19 protein-coding genes are annotated in these 18,093 nt (G+C 68.2%); 10 read left to right on the plus strand and 9 right to left on the minus strand.

Annotated elements, in window-relative coordinates:
- Positions 1 to 49: 49 nt before the first annotated feature.
- The 6 genes from RALTA_RS07050 to RALTA_RS07075 all read left to right on the plus strand — a co-directional run bounded on the left by RALTA_RS07050 (position 50) and on the right by RALTA_RS07075 (position 5,346).
- Positions 50 to 832: an SDR family oxidoreductase gene (locus RALTA_RS07050; RefSeq protein ID WP_012352744.1), complete on the plus strand. Its 783-nt coding sequence runs from the start codon at positions 50 to 52 to the stop codon at positions 830 to 832.
- Between the two features lie 104 nt (positions 833 to 936).
- The gene (locus RALTA_RS07055) at positions 937 to 1,374 is read left to right on the plus strand and encodes a PaaI family thioesterase (RefSeq protein ID WP_012352745.1); all 438 of its coding nucleotides are present in this window, start codon (positions 937 to 939) and stop codon (positions 1,372 to 1,374) included.
- Between the two features lie 87 nt (positions 1,375 to 1,461).
- Positions 1,462 to 2,472 (plus strand): NADP-dependent oxidoreductase, encoded by a 1,011-nt coding sequence (locus tag RALTA_RS07060; RefSeq protein ID WP_012352746.1) that lies wholly within the window; start codon positions 1,462 to 1,464, stop codon positions 2,470 to 2,472.
- A gap of 74 nt (positions 2,473 to 2,546) precedes the next feature.
- Positions 2,547 to 3,395 carry a class II aldolase/adducin family protein gene (locus RALTA_RS07065; RefSeq protein WP_012352747.1) on the plus strand — a complete coding sequence of 283 codons (849 nt, stop codon included), beginning with the start codon at positions 2,547 to 2,549 and terminating at the stop codon, positions 3,393 to 3,395.
- 61 nt (positions 3,396 to 3,456) lie between these two features.
- The gene (locus RALTA_RS07070) at positions 3,457 to 4,359 is read left to right on the plus strand and encodes an SDR family oxidoreductase (protein WP_012352748.1); all 903 of its coding nucleotides are present in this window, start codon (positions 3,457 to 3,459) and stop codon (positions 4,357 to 4,359) included.
- Between the two features lie 39 nt (positions 4,360 to 4,398).
- The gene (locus tag RALTA_RS07075; RefSeq protein WP_012352749.1) at positions 4,399 to 5,346 is read left to right on the plus strand and encodes an alpha/beta fold hydrolase; all 948 of its coding nucleotides are present in this window, start codon (positions 4,399 to 4,401) and stop codon (positions 5,344 to 5,346) included.
- A gap of 171 nt (positions 5,347 to 5,517) precedes the next feature.
- Here the strand turns inward: RALTA_RS07075 and RALTA_RS07080 are convergent, their stop codons facing one another.
- The gene (locus tag RALTA_RS07080) at positions 5,518 to 6,039 is read right to left on the minus strand and encodes an O-acetyl-ADP-ribose deacetylase (RefSeq protein WP_012352750.1); all 522 of its coding nucleotides are present in this window, start codon (positions 6,037 to 6,039) and stop codon (positions 5,518 to 5,520) included.
- Between the two features lie 88 nt (positions 6,040 to 6,127).
- Entirely contained in the window at positions 6,128 to 7,276 is a 1,149-nt protein-coding gene (locus tag RALTA_RS07085) for an iron-containing alcohol dehydrogenase (RefSeq protein ID WP_012352751.1), read from the minus strand.
- Positions 7,277 to 7,632: 356 nt separating this feature from the next.
- Between RALTA_RS07085 and RALTA_RS07090 the strand changes: the two genes are divergently transcribed.
- From RALTA_RS07090 to RALTA_RS07100, 3 genes are all read left to right on the plus strand, one after another.
- On the plus strand, positions 7,633 to 8,646 hold the full coding sequence (locus RALTA_RS07090) for an alpha/beta hydrolase (protein WP_012352752.1): 1,014 nt from the start codon (positions 7,633 to 7,635) through the stop codon (positions 8,644 to 8,646).
- A gap of 72 nt (positions 8,647 to 8,718) precedes the next feature.
- The gene (locus tag RALTA_RS07095) at positions 8,719 to 9,702 is read left to right on the plus strand and encodes a tripartite tricarboxylate transporter substrate binding protein (RefSeq protein ID WP_012352753.1); all 984 of its coding nucleotides are present in this window, start codon (positions 8,719 to 8,721) and stop codon (positions 9,700 to 9,702) included.
- A 112-nt stretch (positions 9,703 to 9,814) separates the two neighbouring features.
- Positions 9,815 to 10,252, plus strand: a complete 438-nt coding sequence (locus RALTA_RS07100; RefSeq protein WP_012352754.1) for a YbgC/FadM family acyl-CoA thioesterase — start codon at positions 9,815 to 9,817, stop codon at positions 10,250 to 10,252.
- Between the two features lie 204 nt (positions 10,253 to 10,456).
- Here RALTA_RS07100 and denD read toward each other — a convergent pair whose 3' ends face one another.
- From denD to RALTA_RS07135, 7 genes are all read right to left on the minus strand, one after another.
- Positions 10,457 to 11,431 carry a D-erythronate dehydrogenase gene (gene denD / locus RALTA_RS07105; protein WP_012352755.1) on the minus strand — a complete coding sequence of 325 codons (975 nt, stop codon included), beginning with the start codon at positions 11,429 to 11,431 and terminating at the stop codon, positions 10,457 to 10,459.
- A gap of 27 nt (positions 11,432 to 11,458) precedes the next feature.
- Complete coding sequence (otnI, locus tag RALTA_RS07110) at positions 11,459 to 12,241, minus strand: 2-oxo-tetronate isomerase (protein WP_012352756.1); 783 nt, start codon at positions 12,239 to 12,241, stop codon at positions 11,459 to 11,461.
- Positions 12,242 to 12,306: 65 nt separating this feature from the next.
- The gene (locus RALTA_RS07115; protein WP_012352757.1) at positions 12,307 to 13,671 is read right to left on the minus strand and encodes an MFS transporter; all 1,365 of its coding nucleotides are present in this window, start codon (positions 13,669 to 13,671) and stop codon (positions 12,307 to 12,309) included.
- Positions 13,672 to 13,821: 150 nt separating this feature from the next.
- Positions 13,822 to 14,475: a 3-oxo-tetronate 4-phosphate decarboxylase gene (gene otnC, locus RALTA_RS07120; RefSeq protein ID WP_025585918.1), complete on the minus strand. Its 654-nt coding sequence runs from the start codon at positions 14,473 to 14,475 to the stop codon at positions 13,822 to 13,824.
- Positions 14,475 to 15,746: a 3-oxo-tetronate kinase gene (otnK, locus tag RALTA_RS07125; protein ID WP_012352759.1), complete on the minus strand. Its 1,272-nt coding sequence runs from the start codon at positions 15,744 to 15,746 to the stop codon at positions 14,475 to 14,477. The genes otnC and otnK overlap by 1 nt, the downstream gene beginning before the upstream one ends.
- A 12-nt stretch (positions 15,747 to 15,758) precedes the next feature.
- Positions 15,759 to 16,652: an L-threonate dehydrogenase gene (gene ltnD / locus RALTA_RS07130; RefSeq protein ID WP_012352760.1), complete on the minus strand. Its 894-nt coding sequence runs from the start codon at positions 16,650 to 16,652 to the stop codon at positions 15,759 to 15,761.
- Positions 16,653 to 16,701: 49 nt separating this feature from the next.
- Positions 16,702 to 17,436 carry a FadR/GntR family transcriptional regulator gene (locus RALTA_RS07135; protein ID WP_012352761.1) on the minus strand — a complete coding sequence of 245 codons (735 nt, stop codon included), beginning with the start codon at positions 17,434 to 17,436 and terminating at the stop codon, positions 16,702 to 16,704.
- Between the two features lie 220 nt (positions 17,437 to 17,656).
- Here RALTA_RS07135 and RALTA_RS07140 point away from each other — a divergent pair, with 220 nt between their 5' ends.
- Positions 17,657 to 18,085, plus strand: coding sequence for a GNAT family N-acetyltransferase (locus RALTA_RS07140; RefSeq protein ID WP_012352762.1), 429 nt, complete (start codon positions 17,657 to 17,659; stop codon positions 18,083 to 18,085).
- Positions 18,086 to 18,093: the final 8 nt, after the last annotated feature.

The raw sequence follows: 18,093 nt of genomic DNA on the forward strand, positions 1-18,093 counted from the left end.
GGTTCTGGCTGCTTACTGCCTCACTCAAGATATGCAAGGAATAGACAACATGCGCACCATCCAGCAACTGTTTGACCTGAAGGGCAAGACCGCACTGATCACCGGCGGCTCGCGCGGGCTTGGCCTGCAGATTGCCGAGGCGCTGGGCGAGCAGGGCGCGCGCATCGTGCTGTCGGCGCGCAAGGCCGACGAATTGCGCGCCGCGCAGGCGCATCTGAAAGGCCTCGGCATCGAAGCCGACTGGATCGCCGCCGACGGCTCGCAGGAAGCCGAGATCGCGCGCCTGGCCGACGAGGCCATCGCCAAACTCGGCCACGTCGACATCCTGGTCAACAACGCCGGCGCCACCTGGGGCGCCCCGGCGGAAGACCATCCGCTGGAAGCGTGGGACAAGGTGATGAACCTGAATATCCGCGGCCTGTTCCTGCTGAGCCAGCGCATCGGCAAGCTGTCGATGATCCCGCGCCGCTACGGCCGCATCATCAACGTGGCGTCGATCGCGGGCCTGGCCGGCAATCCGCCGGGGTCGATGGAGACCATTGCCTACAACACCTCCAAGGGCGCGGTGGTCAATTTCACCCGCACGCTGGCGGCGGAGTGGGGTGAGCACAACATCACCGTCAACGCGCTGGCGCCGGGCTTCTTCCCGTCAAAGATGACCAAGGGCTCGCTCGAGCGCATGGGCGTCGAGGCCATGTGCGCGGGGGTGCCGCTGCATCGGCTGGGCGACGACGAAGACCTGAAGGGCGCCGCGCTGCTGTTCGCCAGCGATGCCGGCAAGCACATCACCGGGCAGATCCTGGCGGTCGACGGCGGCGTCAGCGCGGTCTGAGCACGGTCCGGCCGACGGTCTTCGTTTGCGGCAATAATGCGGGGTCGGCCCCGGCGGCCAAACTGCCGGTGCCTCTCCAGTCCCCCACTTCCATTCGCGTTGCCATGAACCAGTACACCGGCTCCCTGAGCCATATTCCCTTCCTTGCCGAGCTTGGCGTGACCTGCAGCCTGGCCGAGGGCGGACGCAGCGAGATCGCGCTGTCGACCGAAAAACGCCACCAGAACAGCTGGGACATGGCCCACGGCGGCGTGATCATGACGCTGCTCGACGTGGCCATGGCGGTGGCCGGCCGCAGCAGCGATGCCGATGGCCGCGGCGTGGTCACCATCGAGATGAAGAGCAGTTTCATGGCGCCGGGCCGCGGCCACCTGACCGCGCGCGGCACCACCGTGCACCGCACCACCACCATGGTGTTCTGCGAGGCCGAGATCGTCGATGCCGACGGCAAGACCGTGGCGCGCGGCTCTGGCACGTTCAAGTACATCCGGCGCATGCCGCCGCAGCGCCCCGGCGAAACCGATACCGGCGCCGACGGCTGAGCGCCGGCGCAGCACATGCGGGGCGGTTCATGCCCCGCTTTAGCAGTTTCCATGCAGTTTCCATCTCCCATTGGAAGGAACCCGACCATGTCCAACACGTTCAAGCGCATCGTCCTGGCCTCGCGTCCCGAAGGCGCGGTGACGGCGGCCAATTTCCGCCTGGAAGAAGTGCCCGTGCCGCAGATCGCCGACGGCCAGGTACTGGTGCGCAACCACTATCTGTCGCTCGACCCGTACATGCGCGGCCGCATGAACGAAAGCAAGTCCTACGCCGCGCCGCAGCCGCTCAATGAAGTGATGATCGGCGGCACCGTCGGCGAAGTGGTGGAAAGCAAAAACAGCAAGTTCAAGCCGGGCGACAAGGTGGTCGGCATGTTCGGCTGGCAGGAAATGGGCGTCAGCGACGGCACCGGCCTGCAGCCGGTCGATACCACGCATATCCCGCTGTCGGCCTACCTCGGCGCGGTCGGCATGCCGGGCGTGACCGCGTGGTACGGCCTGAACAAGATCATCCAGCCCAAGGCGGGCAAGACCATCGCGGTCAGCGCCGCGTCGGGCGCGGTCGGCAGCGTGGTGGGCCAGCTGGCCAAGCTGGCGGGCTGCCGCGCGGTGGGCTTTGCCGGCGGCAAGGACAAGTGCGACTACGTGGTCAACGAGCTGGGCTTCGATGCCTGCATCGATTACAAGGCCGCCAAAGACCCGAAAGAGCTCTACACCATGCTCAAGGAGGCCACGCCCGACGGCATCGACGGCTACTTCGAGAACGTCGGCGGCGAGATCTTCGACGCGGTGCTGTCGCGCATGAACGCCTTCGGCCGCATCGCCCTGTGCGGCATGATCGCCGGCTATGACGGCCAGCCGCTGCCGCTGAAGAACCCGCAGCTGATCCTGGTCTCGCGGCTGACGATCGAGGGCTTTATCGTCTCCGAGCACATGGAGGTGTGGCCGCAGGCACTGAAGGAGCTGGGCACCGCGGTCGCGCAGGGCAAGCTCAAGTTCCGCGAGAGCATCGCCGAGGGCCTGGCCAGCGCGCCGGAGGCTTTCATCGGCCTGCTCAAGGGCAAGAACTTCGGCAAGCAGCTGGTCAAGCTGGTCTGACCCGCGCATGCAGGGCCGCGGCGCACCTGCACGGCGCGCCGCGGGCAACGGATATCACCTGGACGGAGACACCGATGAATGCCCCGCAAGCCCCGCAAATCCAGAGCGCCGACGAGATCGGCGCCGGCCTGCCGGAAGAGGTCAAGGCGCGCTACCGCAACCTGCCGCGGCCGCCGCAGTTTGCCACTGCCGCCGAAGAGCGCCTGCACCGCAAGCAGCGCCTCGCCGCCGCCTTCCGGCTGTTCTCGAAATTCGGCTTCGACGAAGGCGTGGCGGGCCATATCACCGCGCGCGACCCCGAGTTTCCCGACACCTTCTGGGTCAATCCCTTCGGCGTGCATTTCAGCCAGGTCCGGGTCTCGAACCTGATCCGCTGCGACCACCACGGCGACGTGGTCGAGGGCGACTACCCGGTCAACGCCGCGGCCTTTGCCATCCACTCGCGCGTGCACCAGACCCGTCCCGACGCAGTCGCTGCCGCGCATTCTCACAGTACCTATGGCCGCGCGTGGTCGACGCTGGGCCGGCCGCTCGACGCGCTGACGCAGGACGTGTGTGCCTTCTACAACGACCATGCGGTCTATGACGACTTTGGCGGCGTGGTGGTCGAACTCGACGAGGGCCAGCGCATCGCCAACGCGCTGGGCCAGAACAAGGCCGCGATCCTGCAGAACCATGGCCTGCTGACCGTCGGCAAGACCGTCGACGAAGCGGCGTGGTGGTTCATCACCATGGAGCGCTCCTGCCAGGTGCAGCTGCTGGCCGAAGCCGCCGCCGCGCGCACGCAGGCGCCGCTGAAGGTGATTGCCGACGCTGCCGCACGGCAGGCCTATTCGATCGTCGGCACCGCGCAGGCAGGCTGGTTCCAGTTCCAGCCGCTCTATGCCCGCATCGTCAAGGAACAGCCCGACCTGCTGGACTGAACCCGCATGCCGGCCAGGCGGCCGGCATTCCCCATCTGACTCACGCGACAGGACAGACGACATGAAGGATTTCTCCAACAGGGTGGCCGTCATTACCGGCGGCGCTTCGGGCTTCGGCAAGGAATTTGCGCGCATCGCCGCCGACCTCGGCATGAAGCTGGTGCTGGCCGACGTGCAGGAAGACGCGCTGGACGCGACCGTCGCCGAATTCCAGGCGCGCAACGTGCCGGTGATCGGCCTGCGCACCGACGTCTCGCGCGCCGAGCAGGTCCAGGCTCTGGCCGATGCCGCGATCGAGGCCTTCGGCCAGGTCAACCTGCTGTTCAACAATGCCGGCGTCGGCGCGGGCGGCCTGATCTGGGAAAACTCGCAGCAGGACTGGGAATGGGTGCTGGGCGTCAACCTGTACGGCGTGGTGCATGGCGTGCGCATCTTCACGCCGCTGATGCTGGCCGCCGCGGAGAAGGACCCGGCGTTCCAGGGGCATATCGTCAACACCGCATCGATGGCGGGCTTGCTGAATCCGCCGGCGATGGGCGTGTACAACGTATCCAAGCATGCGGTGGTGGCGCTGACAGAAACGCTGTACCAGGACCTGGGGCTGGTGACGGAGCAGGTGCGCTGCTCGGTGCTGTGCCCGTATTTCGTGCCGACCGGCATCAGCCAGTCGCAGCGCAACCGGCCCGCCGAGCTGGCCAACCAGGCGCCGCCGACGCGCTCGCAGCTGGTGTCGCAGGCCTTGTCGGACAAGGCCGTCGGCGCGGGCAAGGTGACCGCGGCGGAGGTGGCTCGGATCACGTTCGATGCCATCCGCGACGAAAGCTTCTATATTTATTCCCACCCCCAGGCGCTCGCTCCCGTGCGCCAGCGCTTCGAGGATATCGTCGGGCAGCACAACCCCGGCGATCCGTTTGCCGACAAGCCCGAGGTCCGCGCCGGCCTCGTTGCCGCGCTGCGCGGCTGATCACACGCCTGCACAACGCCGCCACGAGGAGGACCGCATATGGAGAACAACATGGCAGCCCCCGCCGCCGTGATCCGCCACCTGCAGTACGCCACGCTGCCCAATGGCACCCGGCTGCACTACGCCAGCGCCGGCGAGCGCGGCAAGCCGCTGATGCTGTTCGTGCACGGCTTTCCGGAATTCTGGTTCGAATGGGAGGCGCAGCTGGCCGAGTTCGGGCGCACGCACTTCGCCGTCGCGCCCGACCTGCGCGGCTTCAACCTGTCGAGCAAGCCCGGCGAGGTAGAGGCCTACCGGCCGCGCCATATCGTCGAAGACCTGGTGCAGTTCATCGGCGCGCTGGGCTATGACCAGGCGATCGTGGTGGCGCACGACTGGGGCGGCGCGATCTGCTGGAACCTGGCGATCCAGTTCCCGCAGCTGGTGCGCCAGCTGGTCATCATCAACTCGCCGCACCCCTACCTGTTCGCACGCGCGCTGGCCACCGATCCGGCGCAGCAGGCCGCGTCGGCCTACATGAACTGGCTGCGCAAGCCGGGCTCGGAACAGGCGCTGGCGGCCAACGACTTCGCGCTGCTGGACCGGATGCTGTCCGACGACGACGGCAAGCCGGCGGCCTGGTACACCGCCGAGACGCGCGCCAGGTACCACGCGGCGTGGTCGCAGCCGGGCGAGGGCAACGATGCCGGCGTGCATCCGCTTACCGGCGGCGTCAATTTCTACCGCGCTTCGCCGATGCATCCGCCGGGCGAGGGCGAGCCGCCGCCCGACATTTCGCGGCTGGACCCGGCCGCTTTCGTGGTCAGGGTGCCGACGCTGGTGGTGTGGGGCGAGCGCGACCGCGCGCTGCCGAAATCGCTGGTGGACGGCCTGGCCGATTTCGTGCCCGACCTGCGGCTGGAGCGCATCCCCGAAGGCAGCCACTGGGTGATCCACGAGCAGCCGGAACGGATCAACCTGCTGATCCGCAGCGCGCTGCCGGGCTGATCGCGCGCCCACATGCGGGAATGCCGTTCAGTTGCCCTGTCGTTCCCGCGCAGGCGGGAACCCAGTGACTTTTTCCCCGAGGGGACGTGAAAGACGCTGGATTCCCGCCTGCGCGGGAATGACAGTAGTGTTTGATGCCTTATCTGAACGGCATTACGCCGCATGCAGGCTTTAGCTCAGCCGCTCGCGGTAAAGCCGGTAGTTCTCGTCGTCGAAGCAGACGAAGGTGACCTGCTCGATCTCCGGCGCCGTGGCCAGCGCCTCGCGCACCGCGGCGATGGCGATATCGGCCGCGCGTTCGCGCGGGAAGCCATAGATGCCGGTGCTGATGTTGGGGAAGGCCAGCGTGCGCAGGTGATGCTGCGCCGCCAGCCGGATGCTGTTGCGGTAGGCATTGGCGAGCTGCGCTTCCTCGCCCTGGCCCCCGCCTTGCCACACTGGCCCGACCGCGTGGATCACGTACGGGGCCGGCAGGCGGCCGCCGGTAGTCAGCACCGCCTCGCCGGTGGGGCAGCCGCCCTGCGCGTCGCGGATCGCGCGGCAGGCCTCCATGATGGCGGGGCCGCCGGCCCCGTGGATGGCCCCGTCGACGCCGCCGCCGCCGAGCAGGCCGCTGTTGGCCGCATTGACGATGGCATCGACTTCCATCCGGGTGATGTCGCCATGGACTACCTGCAAGTGCTCGCCGCTCATGGTGTCTCCTGCGCTGTGGAGGGAGGGTCGCCGGACGGCCGCTTGGTCGGTCCGACCGGCGGGAAGCCGCTGGGTGCTACGCGGTGTGCTACATGGACTGCTCAAGCATACGCCGATAATCCGCGGCGCTGGCTTCTTTCGGGTTGGTCTTGTGGCAGTGGTCGCGCAGGGCGCCGGCGATCACCTTGTCGAACATGTCCTCGGTGACGCCCATCTGGCGCAGCCCGGTGGGCAGGCCCAGGCGCGCGGTCATGTCGTGCACCGCCTGCGCCAGGTCGGCGCCGTCGGGCAGGTGCATGGCGCGGCGCAGGCGCGCGTAGCGGTGGTCGCGCACCACGGTGGGCGCATCGGCATTGAAGCGCAGCACCGCCGGCATCACCACCGCGTTGAGCGTGCCGTGGTGCAGGCCGGTGCGGCCGTCGATCTTCAGTCCGCCGAGCGGGTGCGACAGCGAATGCACGCAGCCCAGTCCCTTCTGGAACGCCATCGCGCCCTGCATCGACGCGCTCATCATGTTCAGGCGCGCGTCGCGGTCCTTGCCGTCGCGGGTGGCGCGTTCGATATGGGTCCAGCCGCGCTCCAGGCCGTCCAGCGCGATGCCGTCCGCGGGCGGGTTGAAGGCAGGGGCCAGGAAGGTCTCGATGCAGTGGGCGATGGCGTCCATGCCGGTGGCGGCGGTCAGGCCGGCGGGCAGGCCCAGCGTCAGCTCGGGGTCGCACACCGCGGACTTGGGCAGCAGGTGCCACGAGTGGAAGCCCAGCTTGCGGCCGTCGTCCAGGATGATGATGGCGCCGCGCGCGACCTCGCTGCCGGTGCCGGACGTGGTGGGCACCGCGATCAGCGGCGCGGCCCGGTCGGTGATCTTGCCGCTGCCGCCTTCGATGGTGGCATAGGTGGTCAGCTCGCCCTCGTGCGTGGCCAGGATGGCGATGCCCTTGGCCAGGTCGATCGATGACCCGCCGCCCACCGCCACCAGGCCGTCGCAACCGTGCTCGCGGTACTGCGCGGCGGCCTTGCGCACCATGGCCTCGGTCGGGTTCGACGGGGTCTCGTCGAACACCGTCACCGGCAGGCCCGGCATTGCGTCGATGGCGCGCTGCGCCACGCCAGCCGCGACCACGCCCTGGTCCGTGACCAGCAGCGGCCGGCTGATGCCGATGCGCTCGCATTCCGACTTCAGCACGCTGACCGCGCCGAAGTCCAGGTGAATGTGGGTCAGATAGTAGATGAACGCCATGTTTGCTTGTCTCCTGCTGGGATCTGCCGCGAAATAGTGGAATTCGCGCTGGAATTCCTTGTCGTCACGGGCCTGGCCTGTGGCTGGCGCCGTGCGCTGTCCTGGGGTTCAATGGACCTGCCGCAATCGTTTCCGCTCGCCCCTCGGCGTGCTGCCAGCCGATCATCGCGCAAAAACTTGCCGCGTGGCACGATGGGTAGCACTTTTCGGGGTTATCTCGGACTGCCCGGGGTCGGAAACATCTGGCATCATACTAAAATCGAACGATCGTTCACTATTCGAACTTCTCCCGATGCCGACCCCGCGCCAGCGCAGCGCGCGCGGCCTGCACCGGGGTTTGCGCCGCATCACGTCCTATGTCTGTCGTACCGTCTTCCCCATCCGCCACGCCAGGCCTGCCGGACAGTCCGCTGGACCCGCAGATGGCCGCGTTGCTGGCCTTGATCGTGCGCGCAAAGCGGCCGCCGATCCACGCCATGGCCCCGGAAGATGCCAAGATCGCTTACGAGAAGAGCGCGCCGATCCTGGACATCCACCCGCCTCCGGTGCATACCGCGGAAGACCTGCTGGTGCCCGCTCGCGACGGCCACGCCATCCCGGTGCGGCTGTACACGCCGCGCGAAGCCAGCTGGATCGAGCCGCTGCCGCTGCTGGTGTATTTCCATGGCGGCGGTTTCACGGTCGGCAGCATCGATTCTCACGATCCGCTGTGCCGCCTGCTGTGCGGCAAGGCCGACTGCATGGTGCTGTCGGTGGATTACCGGCTCGGGCCCGCGTGGCGCTTCCCGACCGCGGTCAACGACGCCTTCGACGTGCTGCACTGGGCCTTCGCCGAAGCCGACAAGCTCGGCGCCGACCCGGCCCGCATCGGCCTGGGCGGCGACAGTGCCGGCGGCACGCTGGCCGCGGCCTGCGCGGTCGAGGCACGCGATGCCGGGCTGGCGCCGGTGCTGCAGCTGCTGGTCTATCCGGGCACCTGCGCACGGCAAGACACGCCGTCGCACCGCGCGCTGGCCGACGGCTACCTGCTCACGGCGGACATGATCCGCTGGTTCTTTGCGCAGTACCTGGACCAGGATGCCAGCCGCGATGACTGGCGCTTTGCCCCGCTGGACGGCGGCGGCACCGGCGCCAAAGTGGACGGGGTCTGCCCGGCATGGATCGCCGTGGCCGGCTACGACCCGCTGCATGACGAGGGCGTGGCCTACGCCGAAAAGCTGCGCGCCGCCGGCGTTGCCGCCACGCTGGCCGACTACCCCGGCATGATCCATGATTTCTTCAAGCTGGGCCGGTTCGTGCCCGCGGTGGCGCAGGCCCATGCCGATGCCGTCGCCGCGCTGCGCACCGCGTTCGGCACCTCGCAGGACTAGGCTTTGCCTTGCGGTCGCGCCGGTCCGCGTATTTTTCAAGCAGTGATTTGCAGCACTAGGAGACACATTCAAATGCAACGCCGCCACTTCATCGCCCGCGCGGGCATCGCCGCCACCGCCGCGGCCCTCGGTCTTGCCGCCATGCCCGCCCAGGCCCAGGCCGACAAGTTCCCGCAGCGCCCGATCCGGCTGGTGATCGGCTACACCGCCGGCGGCTCCACGGATATCCCGTTCCGCGTGCTGGCCGACAACGCCTCGAAGATCCTGGGCCAGCCGGTGATCGTCGAGAACAAGCCCGGTGCCGGCGGCGTGCTGCCGGCGCAGATGATGCAGAGCACCGCGCCCGACGGCTATACGCTGGCGCAGGTCGCCATGCCGGTCTACCGCCTGCCGTACACCACCAAGATCAACTGGGACCCGGTCAAGGACCTGAGCTACATCATCAACCTTGCCGGCTACTCGTTCGGCCTGGTGGTGCCGGCCGATTCGCCGATCAAGACCATGCAGGACTACATTGCCTACGCCAAGGCCAACCCGGGCAAGCTCACCTACGGCTCGCCGGGCTCGATGACGACGCTGCACCTGACCATGGAAGAACTGGCCATGAAGCAGGGCGTGCAGTTTTCGCACATCCCCTACAAGGGCAATTCGGAATCGATGCAGGCGCTGCTGGGCGGCCACGTGATGTCGGTGGCCGACACGCCGGCGTGGGCGCCGTACGTGGAACAGGGCAAGCTGCGCCTGCTGTCGACCTGGGGCGAGAAGCGCTCGGCGCGCTTCCCCAACGTGCCGACGCTGAAGGAACTGGGCATGGGCATCGTGCAGACCTCGCCGTTCGGCCTGGTCGCGCCCAAGGGCACCGACCCGAAGATCGTGCAGAAGCTGCATGACGCCTTCAAGAAGGCGATGGAAATGCCCAACTACCGCGAGTCGCTGGCCAAGTTCGACATGGAGCCGTTCTACATGAACACCCAGCAGTACGCGCAGTTCGCGGCGGACACCGTCAAGAAGGAAAAGGCCATCATCGAGAAGCTGGGGCTGGCCAAGCCGCAGTAAGCCAGCGCCGCTTGCGTCCAGCCAGGCCGCCGCGCCTGCCGGCCCGGCGCCGGCAGGCGCAGCGGCCTGATGCTTTGCATTGCCCCGACAAACCACCAGGGAGACCACGTCAATGGCCAAAGAGGCGTTCCGCCACACCATCCCGCTGCGCGTGCGCTGGTCCGAAGTCGATCCGCAATCGATCGTCTTCAATGCGCACTACCTGACGTATTGCGATATCTGCGTGACCGAGTACTGGCGTGCGCTGGGCATCCGATATCCGGAAGACGTGCTGCACGCGCACGGGGTCGACATCTTCGTGGTCAAGTCCACGCTGGAGTACCACGCGTCGGCGCGCTTTGACGATCAGCTCGATATCCGCGGCCGCATGGCACGGCTGGGGCGGTCCAGCATGTTGTTCCGCGTGGAGATGTACCGGGGCGACGAGCACCTGATCACCGGTGAAATCGTCTATGTGTGCGCGGATCCGGCGACGCAGAAGTCGGCGCCGATCCCGGGGGTGGTGCGGGAGATTATCGAGGGGTATGAAGTGGTGAAGCCGGCGGGATGATGGCGAAGACGCCTCGATTCCCGCTGGGTTGCTCCCCTCTCCCGCTTGCGGGAGAGGGGCGGGGGAGAGGGCAGGCGTGTGCCTTGCGACAGGGCGCGTAAGGGCACGAAAGTCTTGCCCTCTCCCTAGCCCTCTCCCGCAAGCGGGAGAGGGGACCGGCTCTCAGTCAATGAAAAGCGGTCGCCAATGCGAAGGGCAGTGGGCTTACTTAGCCACCCCCGCATCCTCCATATAAGCCCAGATCACCGCATCAAAGCTGGCATCGCTCTCGAACCCCAGCGACAAGGCCCGTTCCGCATTCCACGCCGCCGGCCACGTGCCGACGATTTTCTCGACGCGTTCTTCGCGTTCCCACGTCACCAGGTCCGCCACTGCATCGCCGGCGACGCGGCGCAGTGCATCCACCATGCCCGCCGCCGTGACCGACAGCCCCGGCAGGTTGACCACGCGGCGGTTGCCCAACCGTTCGCCTGCCAGTTCGATGCCATTGACCAGCGCCGCCACCGCAGCGCGCGGCGACAGCAGCCACAGTTTGGTCTCCGGTGCCACCGGGCAGTTCGCTGCCACGCCCGAGAGCGGCTCGCGGATGATGCCGCTGGCGAACGACGAGGCCGCCGCATTGGGCTTGCCCGGGCGCACGCTGATGGTCGGCAGGCGCAGCACGCGGCCGTCGACGAAGCCGCGGCGGCTGTAATCGGACAGCAGCAGTTCGCCGATCGCCTTCTGCACGCCGTACGACGATTGCGGGTTCAGCGCGGTGTCGTCCTGCACCACCGGCGGCAGTTCGCCGCCATAGACCGCGACCGAGCTGGTGAACAGCACGCGCGGCTTGTGGCCCAGTTCGCGGCAAGTTTCGAGCAGCGCGCGCGAGGCGTCGAGGTTGACGCGCATGCCCAGCTCGAAATCCGCCTCGGCCTGGCCGCTGACCACGGCGGCGAGGTGGAACACGACGCCGGTGTCCTGGTCGATGGCCTGGCGCAACACCGCGGGATCGGACAGGTCGCCGGTGACCACGCGCACGCGCGCATCGTCCAGCCCTTGCGGCGCGACCACGTCGAGCAGCGTCAGGCGGTCGAAGGCGACCGCCTTGCCGTCGAGGTTCAGGGTGCCGCGTTGCAGCAGCAGGCGGGCGAGTTGCAGGCCGAGGAAGCCGGCGCCGCCGGTAATCAGTACGTTCATGGCAAGAGATCTGTGGTGGTTCTGCAATCAGCGGCCGAGGTAGGGCTTGAGCCAGCCCAGTCCTTCGGACGTGCCGGCGCGCGGACGGTATTCGCAACCGATCCAGCCCTGGTAGCCGAGCGAGTCGATCAGGTCGAACAGGTACGGGTAGTTCAGCTCGCCGAGGTCCGGCTCATGGCGCTCGGGCACGCCGGCGATCTGGATATGGCCGATGCCGGCCATGTCGCGCCTGAGCTTCATCGCGATATCGCCCTCGACGATCTGGCAGTGATAGCAGTCGAACTGCACCTTCAGGTTGGCCGCGCCGGCTTCCTTGCAGATCGCCTGCGCGTCGTCCTGGCGGTTCAGGAAATAGCCCGGCATGTCGCGCGTGTTGATCGGCTCCAGCACGATGGTCACGCCCTGCGCGGCGGCCGCCTTCGCGGCATAAGCGACGTTTTCCAGGTAGGTGGCGCGGTAGCGCGCGCGGTCGGCATCGGCCGGCACCAGGCCTGCCATCACATGCACGCGGTCATTGCCGATCACGCCGGCGTACTCCAGCGCGCGCCCGATGGCGTCGCGGAATTCGGCCTCGCGCCCCGGCAGCGACGCCAGGCCACGCTCGCCCGCAGCCCAGTCACCCGGCGGGGCATTGAACAGCGCCTGGGTGAGACCGTTCGCGTCGAGGCGCGCGCGCAGCTCGGCGGCGGGATGCTCGTACGGGAACAGGTACTCCACCGCCTGGAAGCCGTCCGCCGCCGCAGCGGCGAAGCGATCCAGGAAAGCGTGCTCGTTGTACATCATCGAGAGATTTGCGGCGAAGCGCGGCATGGGAACTCCAGAGCGTAGGACGAAGCCGGGCCGGTCGCGGTCAGCGCGACCGCCCCGGCCGGATATCAGCGGTTGACCAGTTTAGCCGGCGTCAGCCATACCAGCACGGCGCCCACCACCAGGATCGCGGACAGCACGTACATCGGCAGCTGCGTGCTGTGCGTCAGGTCCTTCAGCGCGCCGACCATGTAGGGCGAGACGAAGCCGGCCAGGTTGCCGACCGAGTTCACCACGGCAATGCCGGAAGCGGCGGCAATGCCCGACAGGAACGCGGTAGGCAGCGACCAGAACAGCGGCGCGCAGGTCAGCACCCCGGCGGCGGCCAGCGACAGCGCGGCGATCGACACGGTCGTATTGTTGGTGAACGAGGCGGCAATGGCAAAGCCCACCGCACCCATCAGCGCCGGCACGATCAGGTGCCAGCGGCGCTCCTGGCGCGCATCGGCGCTGTGGCCGAGGATGTTCATGACGACGATGGCGCAGATGAACGGGATCGCCGACAGCAGGCCGATCTTCAGGTTGCCGGTCACGCCGCTGGCCTTGACCAGCGTGGGCATCCAGAACGTCAGCGCGTACTGGCCGGTGACGAAGCAGAAGTAGATCAGGCACATCCACCACACGCGGCGGTCGCTGAACACGGCGCCCAGCGAATGCCCGTGCGACTGGCCGGCGGCCGCACCGGCCTTCTGCTGGTCTTCGTCGATGTTGCGCTTGAGCACGCGCTTTTCATCGGCGCTGAGCCACGGTGCCTTGTCGATGCCGTCGCGCAGCACGAAGATCGTCACCACGCCGATCACCAGTGCGGGCAGGGCTTCGAGCAGGAACATCCATTGCCAGCCGCTCATGCCATGCGTGCCGTTGAAGGCGTCCATGATCCAGCCAGACAGCGGGTTGCCGAACATGCCCGCGACCGGGATGCCCGACATGAACAGCGCGATCATCTTGGCGCGGCGGTTGGCCGGGTACCAGTAGGTCAGGTACAGGATCACGCCGGGGTAGAAGCCCGCCTCGGCCAGGCCGAGCAGGAAGCGCATCACGTAGAACTGCGTCGGCGTCTTCACGAACAGGAACAGCGCCGAGATGATGCCCCACGTGATCATGATGCGCGCGATCCAGATGCGCGCGCCGATCTTGTGCATCAGCAGGTTGCTGGGCACCTCGAACAGGAAATAGCCGATGAAGAACAGGCCGGCGCCCAGGCCGAACACGGTCTCGGAAAAGGCCAGGTCCTGGCCCATCTGCAGCTTGGCAAAGCCGACGTTGACGCGGTCGAGGTAGGCGACCACGTAGCACAGCATCAGGAACGGCATGATGCGCCAGAACACCTTGCTGTAGGCGCGTTTCTCGATCTGGGTGTCGGTGTCGAGCCGGGCGTTGCCGCCCAGGCTGTCGAAGGCGGGCACGCTGGCCGCCGGTTGGTTGGATGGCATCGGTGGTCTCCGGGTAGGGTGAGTCTGGTCTAGTAATGTGTGCCGGCTATGCGAAGCGCAGGCATGCGCGTGCCCCGCACGGTGGCCGCAAGGCAACCGCGCCGGTCAGGTCCGTATGGCCGTGGTCAGTCGGAAAAACGGGTGGCTGTGCTACCAGCGCGCCTGGAAGGCGTCGCGCAACTCAGCCAGTGCGCCGTCGGGCAGCGCCGCGCGGGCGGCGAAGCCCGGCGTGTCCTTCATCATCATCCATAGCTTGGCGGTCTCCTCCAGTTCTTCCAGCGCGAACGCGGCGCGCGAGACGCTGGACTCCCACACCACCGGGCCGAGGCGCTCCAGCAGCACGCCGCGCACCTGCGCGGCCAGCGTGGCCACGCGCGCGGCGACCGCGGGATCGCCGGGCCGGTGATAGGGAATCAGCGGGATATGGCCGACCTTCATCACGTAGTAGGGCGTGAGCGGCGGCAGTACGTCGTCCGGTTGCCAGACACCGGCCAGCGTCAGGGCCACGAGGTGCGTCGAGTGCGTGTGCACCACGGCGTGCGCCCCGGGGTTGTTGTCATAGATTGCGCGATGCAGCGTCAGCGTCTTTGACGGCTTGTCGCCCGACACCCAGGTGCCGTCGGCGGCGACCCTGGCGACCGCGGCCGGGTCCATCATGCCCAGGCAGGCATCGGTCGGGGTGATCAGCCAGCCGTCATCCAGCCGCGCGCTGATATTGCCGGCCGAGCCGACGGTATAGCCGCGCTGGTAGAGGCTGGCGCCGATGCGGCAGATCTCTTCGCGCAGCTTGCTTTCGGTGCTCATCACTGGCCTCCCAGCTGGCGCAGCGCTTCGTCGAAGAAGTCCGGGCCGCCGAAATTACCCGACTTGAGCGCCAGCGCCAGCGGCGTGGCGCCGAGCGTGACCGTGGCCGGCACGCCGGGGGCGATCTGCGTGCCAATGCGCAGCGCCCTGACGTTCAGCGCCTGCACCACGGCGCCGGAGGTCTCGCCGCCGGCGACGACAAAGCGGCGCGTGCCGCGTGCCAGCAGGCCGGCGGCGACGGTGGCCAGGCACTGCTCGACCAGGTGGCCGGCGCGCTCCACGCCCAGTTCGGCCTGCACGGCCTTGACCTCGTCGGGGCTGGACGTGGCGTAGACCAGCACCGGCTCGTCGTGCGCGGCGGCGAAGTCCAGCGCGGCGTCGGCCACGGCTTCGCCGCGCGCCAGCGCGAGCGGGTCGATGCGCAGCGCCGGGCGGCCTTGCTCCAGCCAGCGGGCCACTTGCCCGTTGGTCGCGCGCGAGGCGCTGCCGGCCAGCACCACGCCCGGGCCGTCGACGGCGGGGACCGCGTTGGCATCGCCACGCTGCGGCAGCAGGCCGGCGCGGCGGAAATTCTCCGGCAGGCCGAGCGCGATGCCCGAGCCGCCGGTGATCAGCGGCAGGCCGGCGCAGGCTTCGCCCAGCGTGAACAGGTCGGCGTCAGACACCGCATCGGCAATCGCCAGCCGCACGCCCTCGGTGCGCAGCGACGCGATGCGGTCGGCCGTGGCCTGCGCGCCGCGCGCCACGGCGTCGTAGCGCAGCAGGCCGACCTTGCTCCGGCTCTGGCGCTGCAGCACGCGCACCAGGCTGGCATCGGTCATCGGTGTCAGCGGATGGTGTTCCATGCCCGACTCGTTGAGCAGCGCATCGCCCACGAACAGGTGGCCGCGGAAGATGGTGCGGCCGTTCTCGGGGAAGGCCGGGCAGGCGATGGTGAAATCGCTGTCCAGCGCGTTCAGCAGCGCTTCGGCGACCGGGCCGATATTGCCGGCATCGGTCGAATCGAAGGTCGAGCAGTACTTGAACACGAACTGGCGGCAGCCCTGCGCGCGCAGCCATTCCAGCGCGGCCAGCGACTGCGCCACGGCTTCGGCGGCGGGGATGGTGCGCGATTTCAGCGCGACTACCAGCGCGTCGGCCGCGCCGATATCGGCCACGGATTCGGGCACGCCGATGGTCTGCACGGTGCGCATGCCATTGCGCACCAGCGTGTTGGCGAGATCGGTGGCGCCGGTAAAGTCGTCGGCGATGCAGCCAAGGAGCGCGGTCATCGTCTGTGCTCCTTACTCGGCCTTGCCCGGCAGCTCGATGCCCGGGAAGATCTTGATCACGGCCGAATCGTCTTCGCCGCCGTGGCCGGCGGTGGAGGCCATCATGAACATCTGGTGCGCGGCGGCCGACAGCGGCAGCGGGAATTTGCTGGTGCGCGCGGTGTCGAGCACCATGCCCAGGTCCTTGACGAAGATGTCGACTGCCGACAGCGGCGTGTAGTCGCCCTTCAGGATATGGGGCACGCGGTTCTCGAACATCCACGAATTGCCGGCGCTGTGCGTGATCACGTCATAGAGCGCGTCCGGGTCCACGCCTTCCCGCATGCCGAGCGCCATCGCCTCGGCCGCGGCTGCGATATGCACGCCGGCCAGCAACTGGTTGATGATCTTGACCTTGGAGCCGGCGCCGTGCGCGGCGCCCAGGCGGTAGACCTTGCCGGCGATGGCGGCCAGCACGTCTTCGGCCAGCGCATAGGCTTCGGCGGGGCCGGAGGTCATCATGGTCATTTCGCCGCTGGCGGCGCGCGCGGCGCCGCCGGAGACCGGCGCGTCCAGCATCAGCAGGCCCTTTTCGGCGAGGCGCTGTCCCAGGGTCTCGGCAAAGCCCGGCGGCACCGTGGCGCTGGCGATCACCAGCTTGCCGGGCTGCATCCCGGCCACGGCACCATTGGCGCCGAACAGCACGGCCTCGGTCTGCTGCGCGTTGACCACCAGCGTCAGCACCACGTCGCAGCGGCTGCCCAGCTCGGCGGGCGAGCCGCACGGCACGCCGCCGGCGTCGGCAAAGCGCTGCAGCACCTCGGGGCGCAGGTCGCAGGCGTGCACGTTGAAACCGGCCCGCAGCAGCGACTGCGCGACACCAAAGCCCATGGCACCAAGGCCGATGACGCCGATATTCCTGGACATAAGGACTCCCTGAAACAGATACGGATGATTCGATGCTTGCGCCGGCGCGTCAGTTGCTGGCGCCGTGCTGGCCGCCGCTCTCGTCGGCGCCCAGCTGGGCCAGCCGGTGCGCGGCGTTGTACATGTGGTTCTGCGCGGCATTGCGCGCGGCGAGCGGGTCGCCGGCGCGGATAGCGGCGACGATGGCCTGGTGTTCCTCGCGCACCTGTCGCGAAAAATCCGCGCGCCGCGCTTCGTTGGTGCGGGTCACGCGCGTGGCGGCTTCCAGGTACTGGCTCAGGAATTCCAGCGTCTTGAGGAAATAGGGGTTGCCGGTCGCCTCGGCGATGGCGCGATGGAAGCCGACGTCCTCGGCGACGCCGTCGCCGCCCTGGGCCACCACGTCGTCCAGCCGGGCCAGCGCCGCGTCGATGGCCGCCATCGAGGCATCGCTGCGGCGTCGCGCCGCCTGCGCGGCGACCTCGGCTTCGATCGCGCGGCGCAGCTCGACGATCTGCAGCACCGATTCCAGCGCGCCGGTGTCGGTGTAGTCGATGCGCAGCGGCCGGATGCCTGCCTGCAGCGTCACGAACACGCCGCTGCCCTGGCGCGACTCGACCACGCCTTCGTACTTCAGCCGCGAGATGGCCTCGCGCACCACGGTGCGGCTGACGCCGAATTCTTCGGACAGCACCGCCTCGGTGGGCAGCTTGTCGCCGCGGGCAAAGGCCCCGCTCTGGATCTTGTCCAGCAGCTGTTCGGCAACGTTGTCGGTGAGGGCGCGGGCAGGGACTTTCTGGAACACGGCAGCTTCCCAGGTCATTCGGTAATCAGGTCATCATACAAATTTGCTATACGGCTGCCGACCCCAGGTAAACCCTGATATGGTGCAAATGGCCGCGTACGGTGCGGCCAAGGCTCCGCATTGGTGCGGCTGCGGGGCGCGCGAGCCTGGCGTATCATTGGCGCCCGCCCGTGCTCGTGGCAGGGGCGCGCTGCATTTCCACCTTCCCGTTTTCTCCGCCATGTCCGCCACCGTCCTGATCTGCCCCTGGTCCGAAGCCCGCGATCGCGCGCGCGCCATCCGCTACGCCGTCTTTGTCGAGGAGCAGGGCGTGCCGGTGGAACTGGAGTGGGACGAATGGGACGAACCCAGCTGGCATGCGCTGGCGCTGGCCGCGGACGGCACGCCGCTGGCGACCGGCCGGCTGCTGCCCGACGGCCATATCGGCCGCATGGCCGTGCTGAAGCCGGCGCGCGGCAGCGGTGTCGGCGCGCTGGTGCTGGAGGCGCTGATGCGCAAGGCCGAGCAGCTGGGCTATCCGGAGCTGGTGCTCAACGCGCAGACGCACGCGGCGCCGTTCTATGCGCGCGTGGGCTTTGCGCAGGTGGGGCCGGAATTCGAAGAGGCGGGCATCCCGCACGTGGAGATGCGCAAGCGCCTGGCCGGTTGAGGCCCGGC

This window comes from Cupriavidus taiwanensis LMG 19424 (genome assembly GCF_000069785.1).
GTDB classification, from domain to species: domain Bacteria; phylum Pseudomonadota; class Gammaproteobacteria; order Burkholderiales; family Burkholderiaceae; genus Cupriavidus; species Cupriavidus taiwanensis.

Coding starts and splice junctions, on each gene's coding strand:
- RALTA_RS07050 (WP_012352744.1), top strand. CDS start 50: ATGCGCACCATCCAGCAACTGTTTGACCTGAAGGGCAAGACCGCACTG.
- RALTA_RS07055 (WP_012352745.1), top strand. CDS start 937: ATGAACCAGTACACCGGCTCCCTGAGCCATATTCCCTTCCTTGCCGAG.
- RALTA_RS07060 (WP_012352746.1), top strand. CDS start 1,462: ATGTCCAACACGTTCAAGCGCATCGTCCTGGCCTCGCGTCCCGAAGGC.
- RALTA_RS07065 (WP_012352747.1), top strand. CDS start 2,547: ATGAATGCCCCGCAAGCCCCGCAAATCCAGAGCGCCGACGAGATCGGC.
- RALTA_RS07070 (WP_012352748.1), top strand. CDS start 3,457: ATGAAGGATTTCTCCAACAGGGTGGCCGTCATTACCGGCGGCGCTTCG.
- RALTA_RS07075 (WP_012352749.1), top strand. CDS start 4,399: ATGGAGAACAACATGGCAGCCCCCGCCGCCGTGATCCGCCACCTGCAG.
- RALTA_RS07080 (WP_012352750.1), bottom strand. CDS start 6,039: ATGAGCGGCGAGCACTTGCAGGTAGTCCATGGCGACATCACCCGGATG.
- RALTA_RS07085 (WP_012352751.1), bottom strand. CDS start 7,276: ATGGCGTTCATCTACTATCTGACCCACATTCACCTGGACTTCGGCGCG.
- RALTA_RS07090 (WP_012352752.1), top strand. CDS start 7,633: ATGTCTGTCGTACCGTCTTCCCCATCCGCCACGCCAGGCCTGCCGGAC.
- RALTA_RS07095 (WP_012352753.1), top strand. CDS start 8,719: ATGCAACGCCGCCACTTCATCGCCCGCGCGGGCATCGCCGCCACCGCC.
- RALTA_RS07100 (WP_012352754.1), top strand. CDS start 9,815: ATGGCCAAAGAGGCGTTCCGCCACACCATCCCGCTGCGCGTGCGCTGG.
- denD (WP_012352755.1), bottom strand. CDS start 11,431: ATGAACGTACTGATTACCGGCGGCGCCGGCTTCCTCGGCCTGCAACTC.
- otnI (WP_012352756.1), bottom strand. CDS start 12,241: ATGCCGCGCTTCGCCGCAAATCTCTCGATGATGTACAACGAGCACGCT.
- RALTA_RS07115 (WP_012352757.1), bottom strand. CDS start 13,671: ATGCCATCCAACCAACCGGCGGCCAGCGTGCCCGCCTTCGACAGCCTG.
- otnC (WP_025585918.1), bottom strand. CDS start 14,475: ATGAGCACCGAAAGCAAGCTGCGCGAAGAGATCTGCCGCATCGGCGCC.
- otnK (WP_012352759.1), bottom strand. CDS start 15,746: ATGACCGCGCTCCTTGGCTGCATCGCCGACGACTTTACCGGCGCCACC.
- ltnD (WP_012352760.1), bottom strand. CDS start 16,652: ATGTCCAGGAATATCGGCGTCATCGGCCTTGGTGCCATGGGCTTTGGT.
- RALTA_RS07140 (WP_012352762.1), top strand. CDS start 17,657: ATGTCCGCCACCGTCCTGATCTGCCCCTGGTCCGAAGCCCGCGATCGC.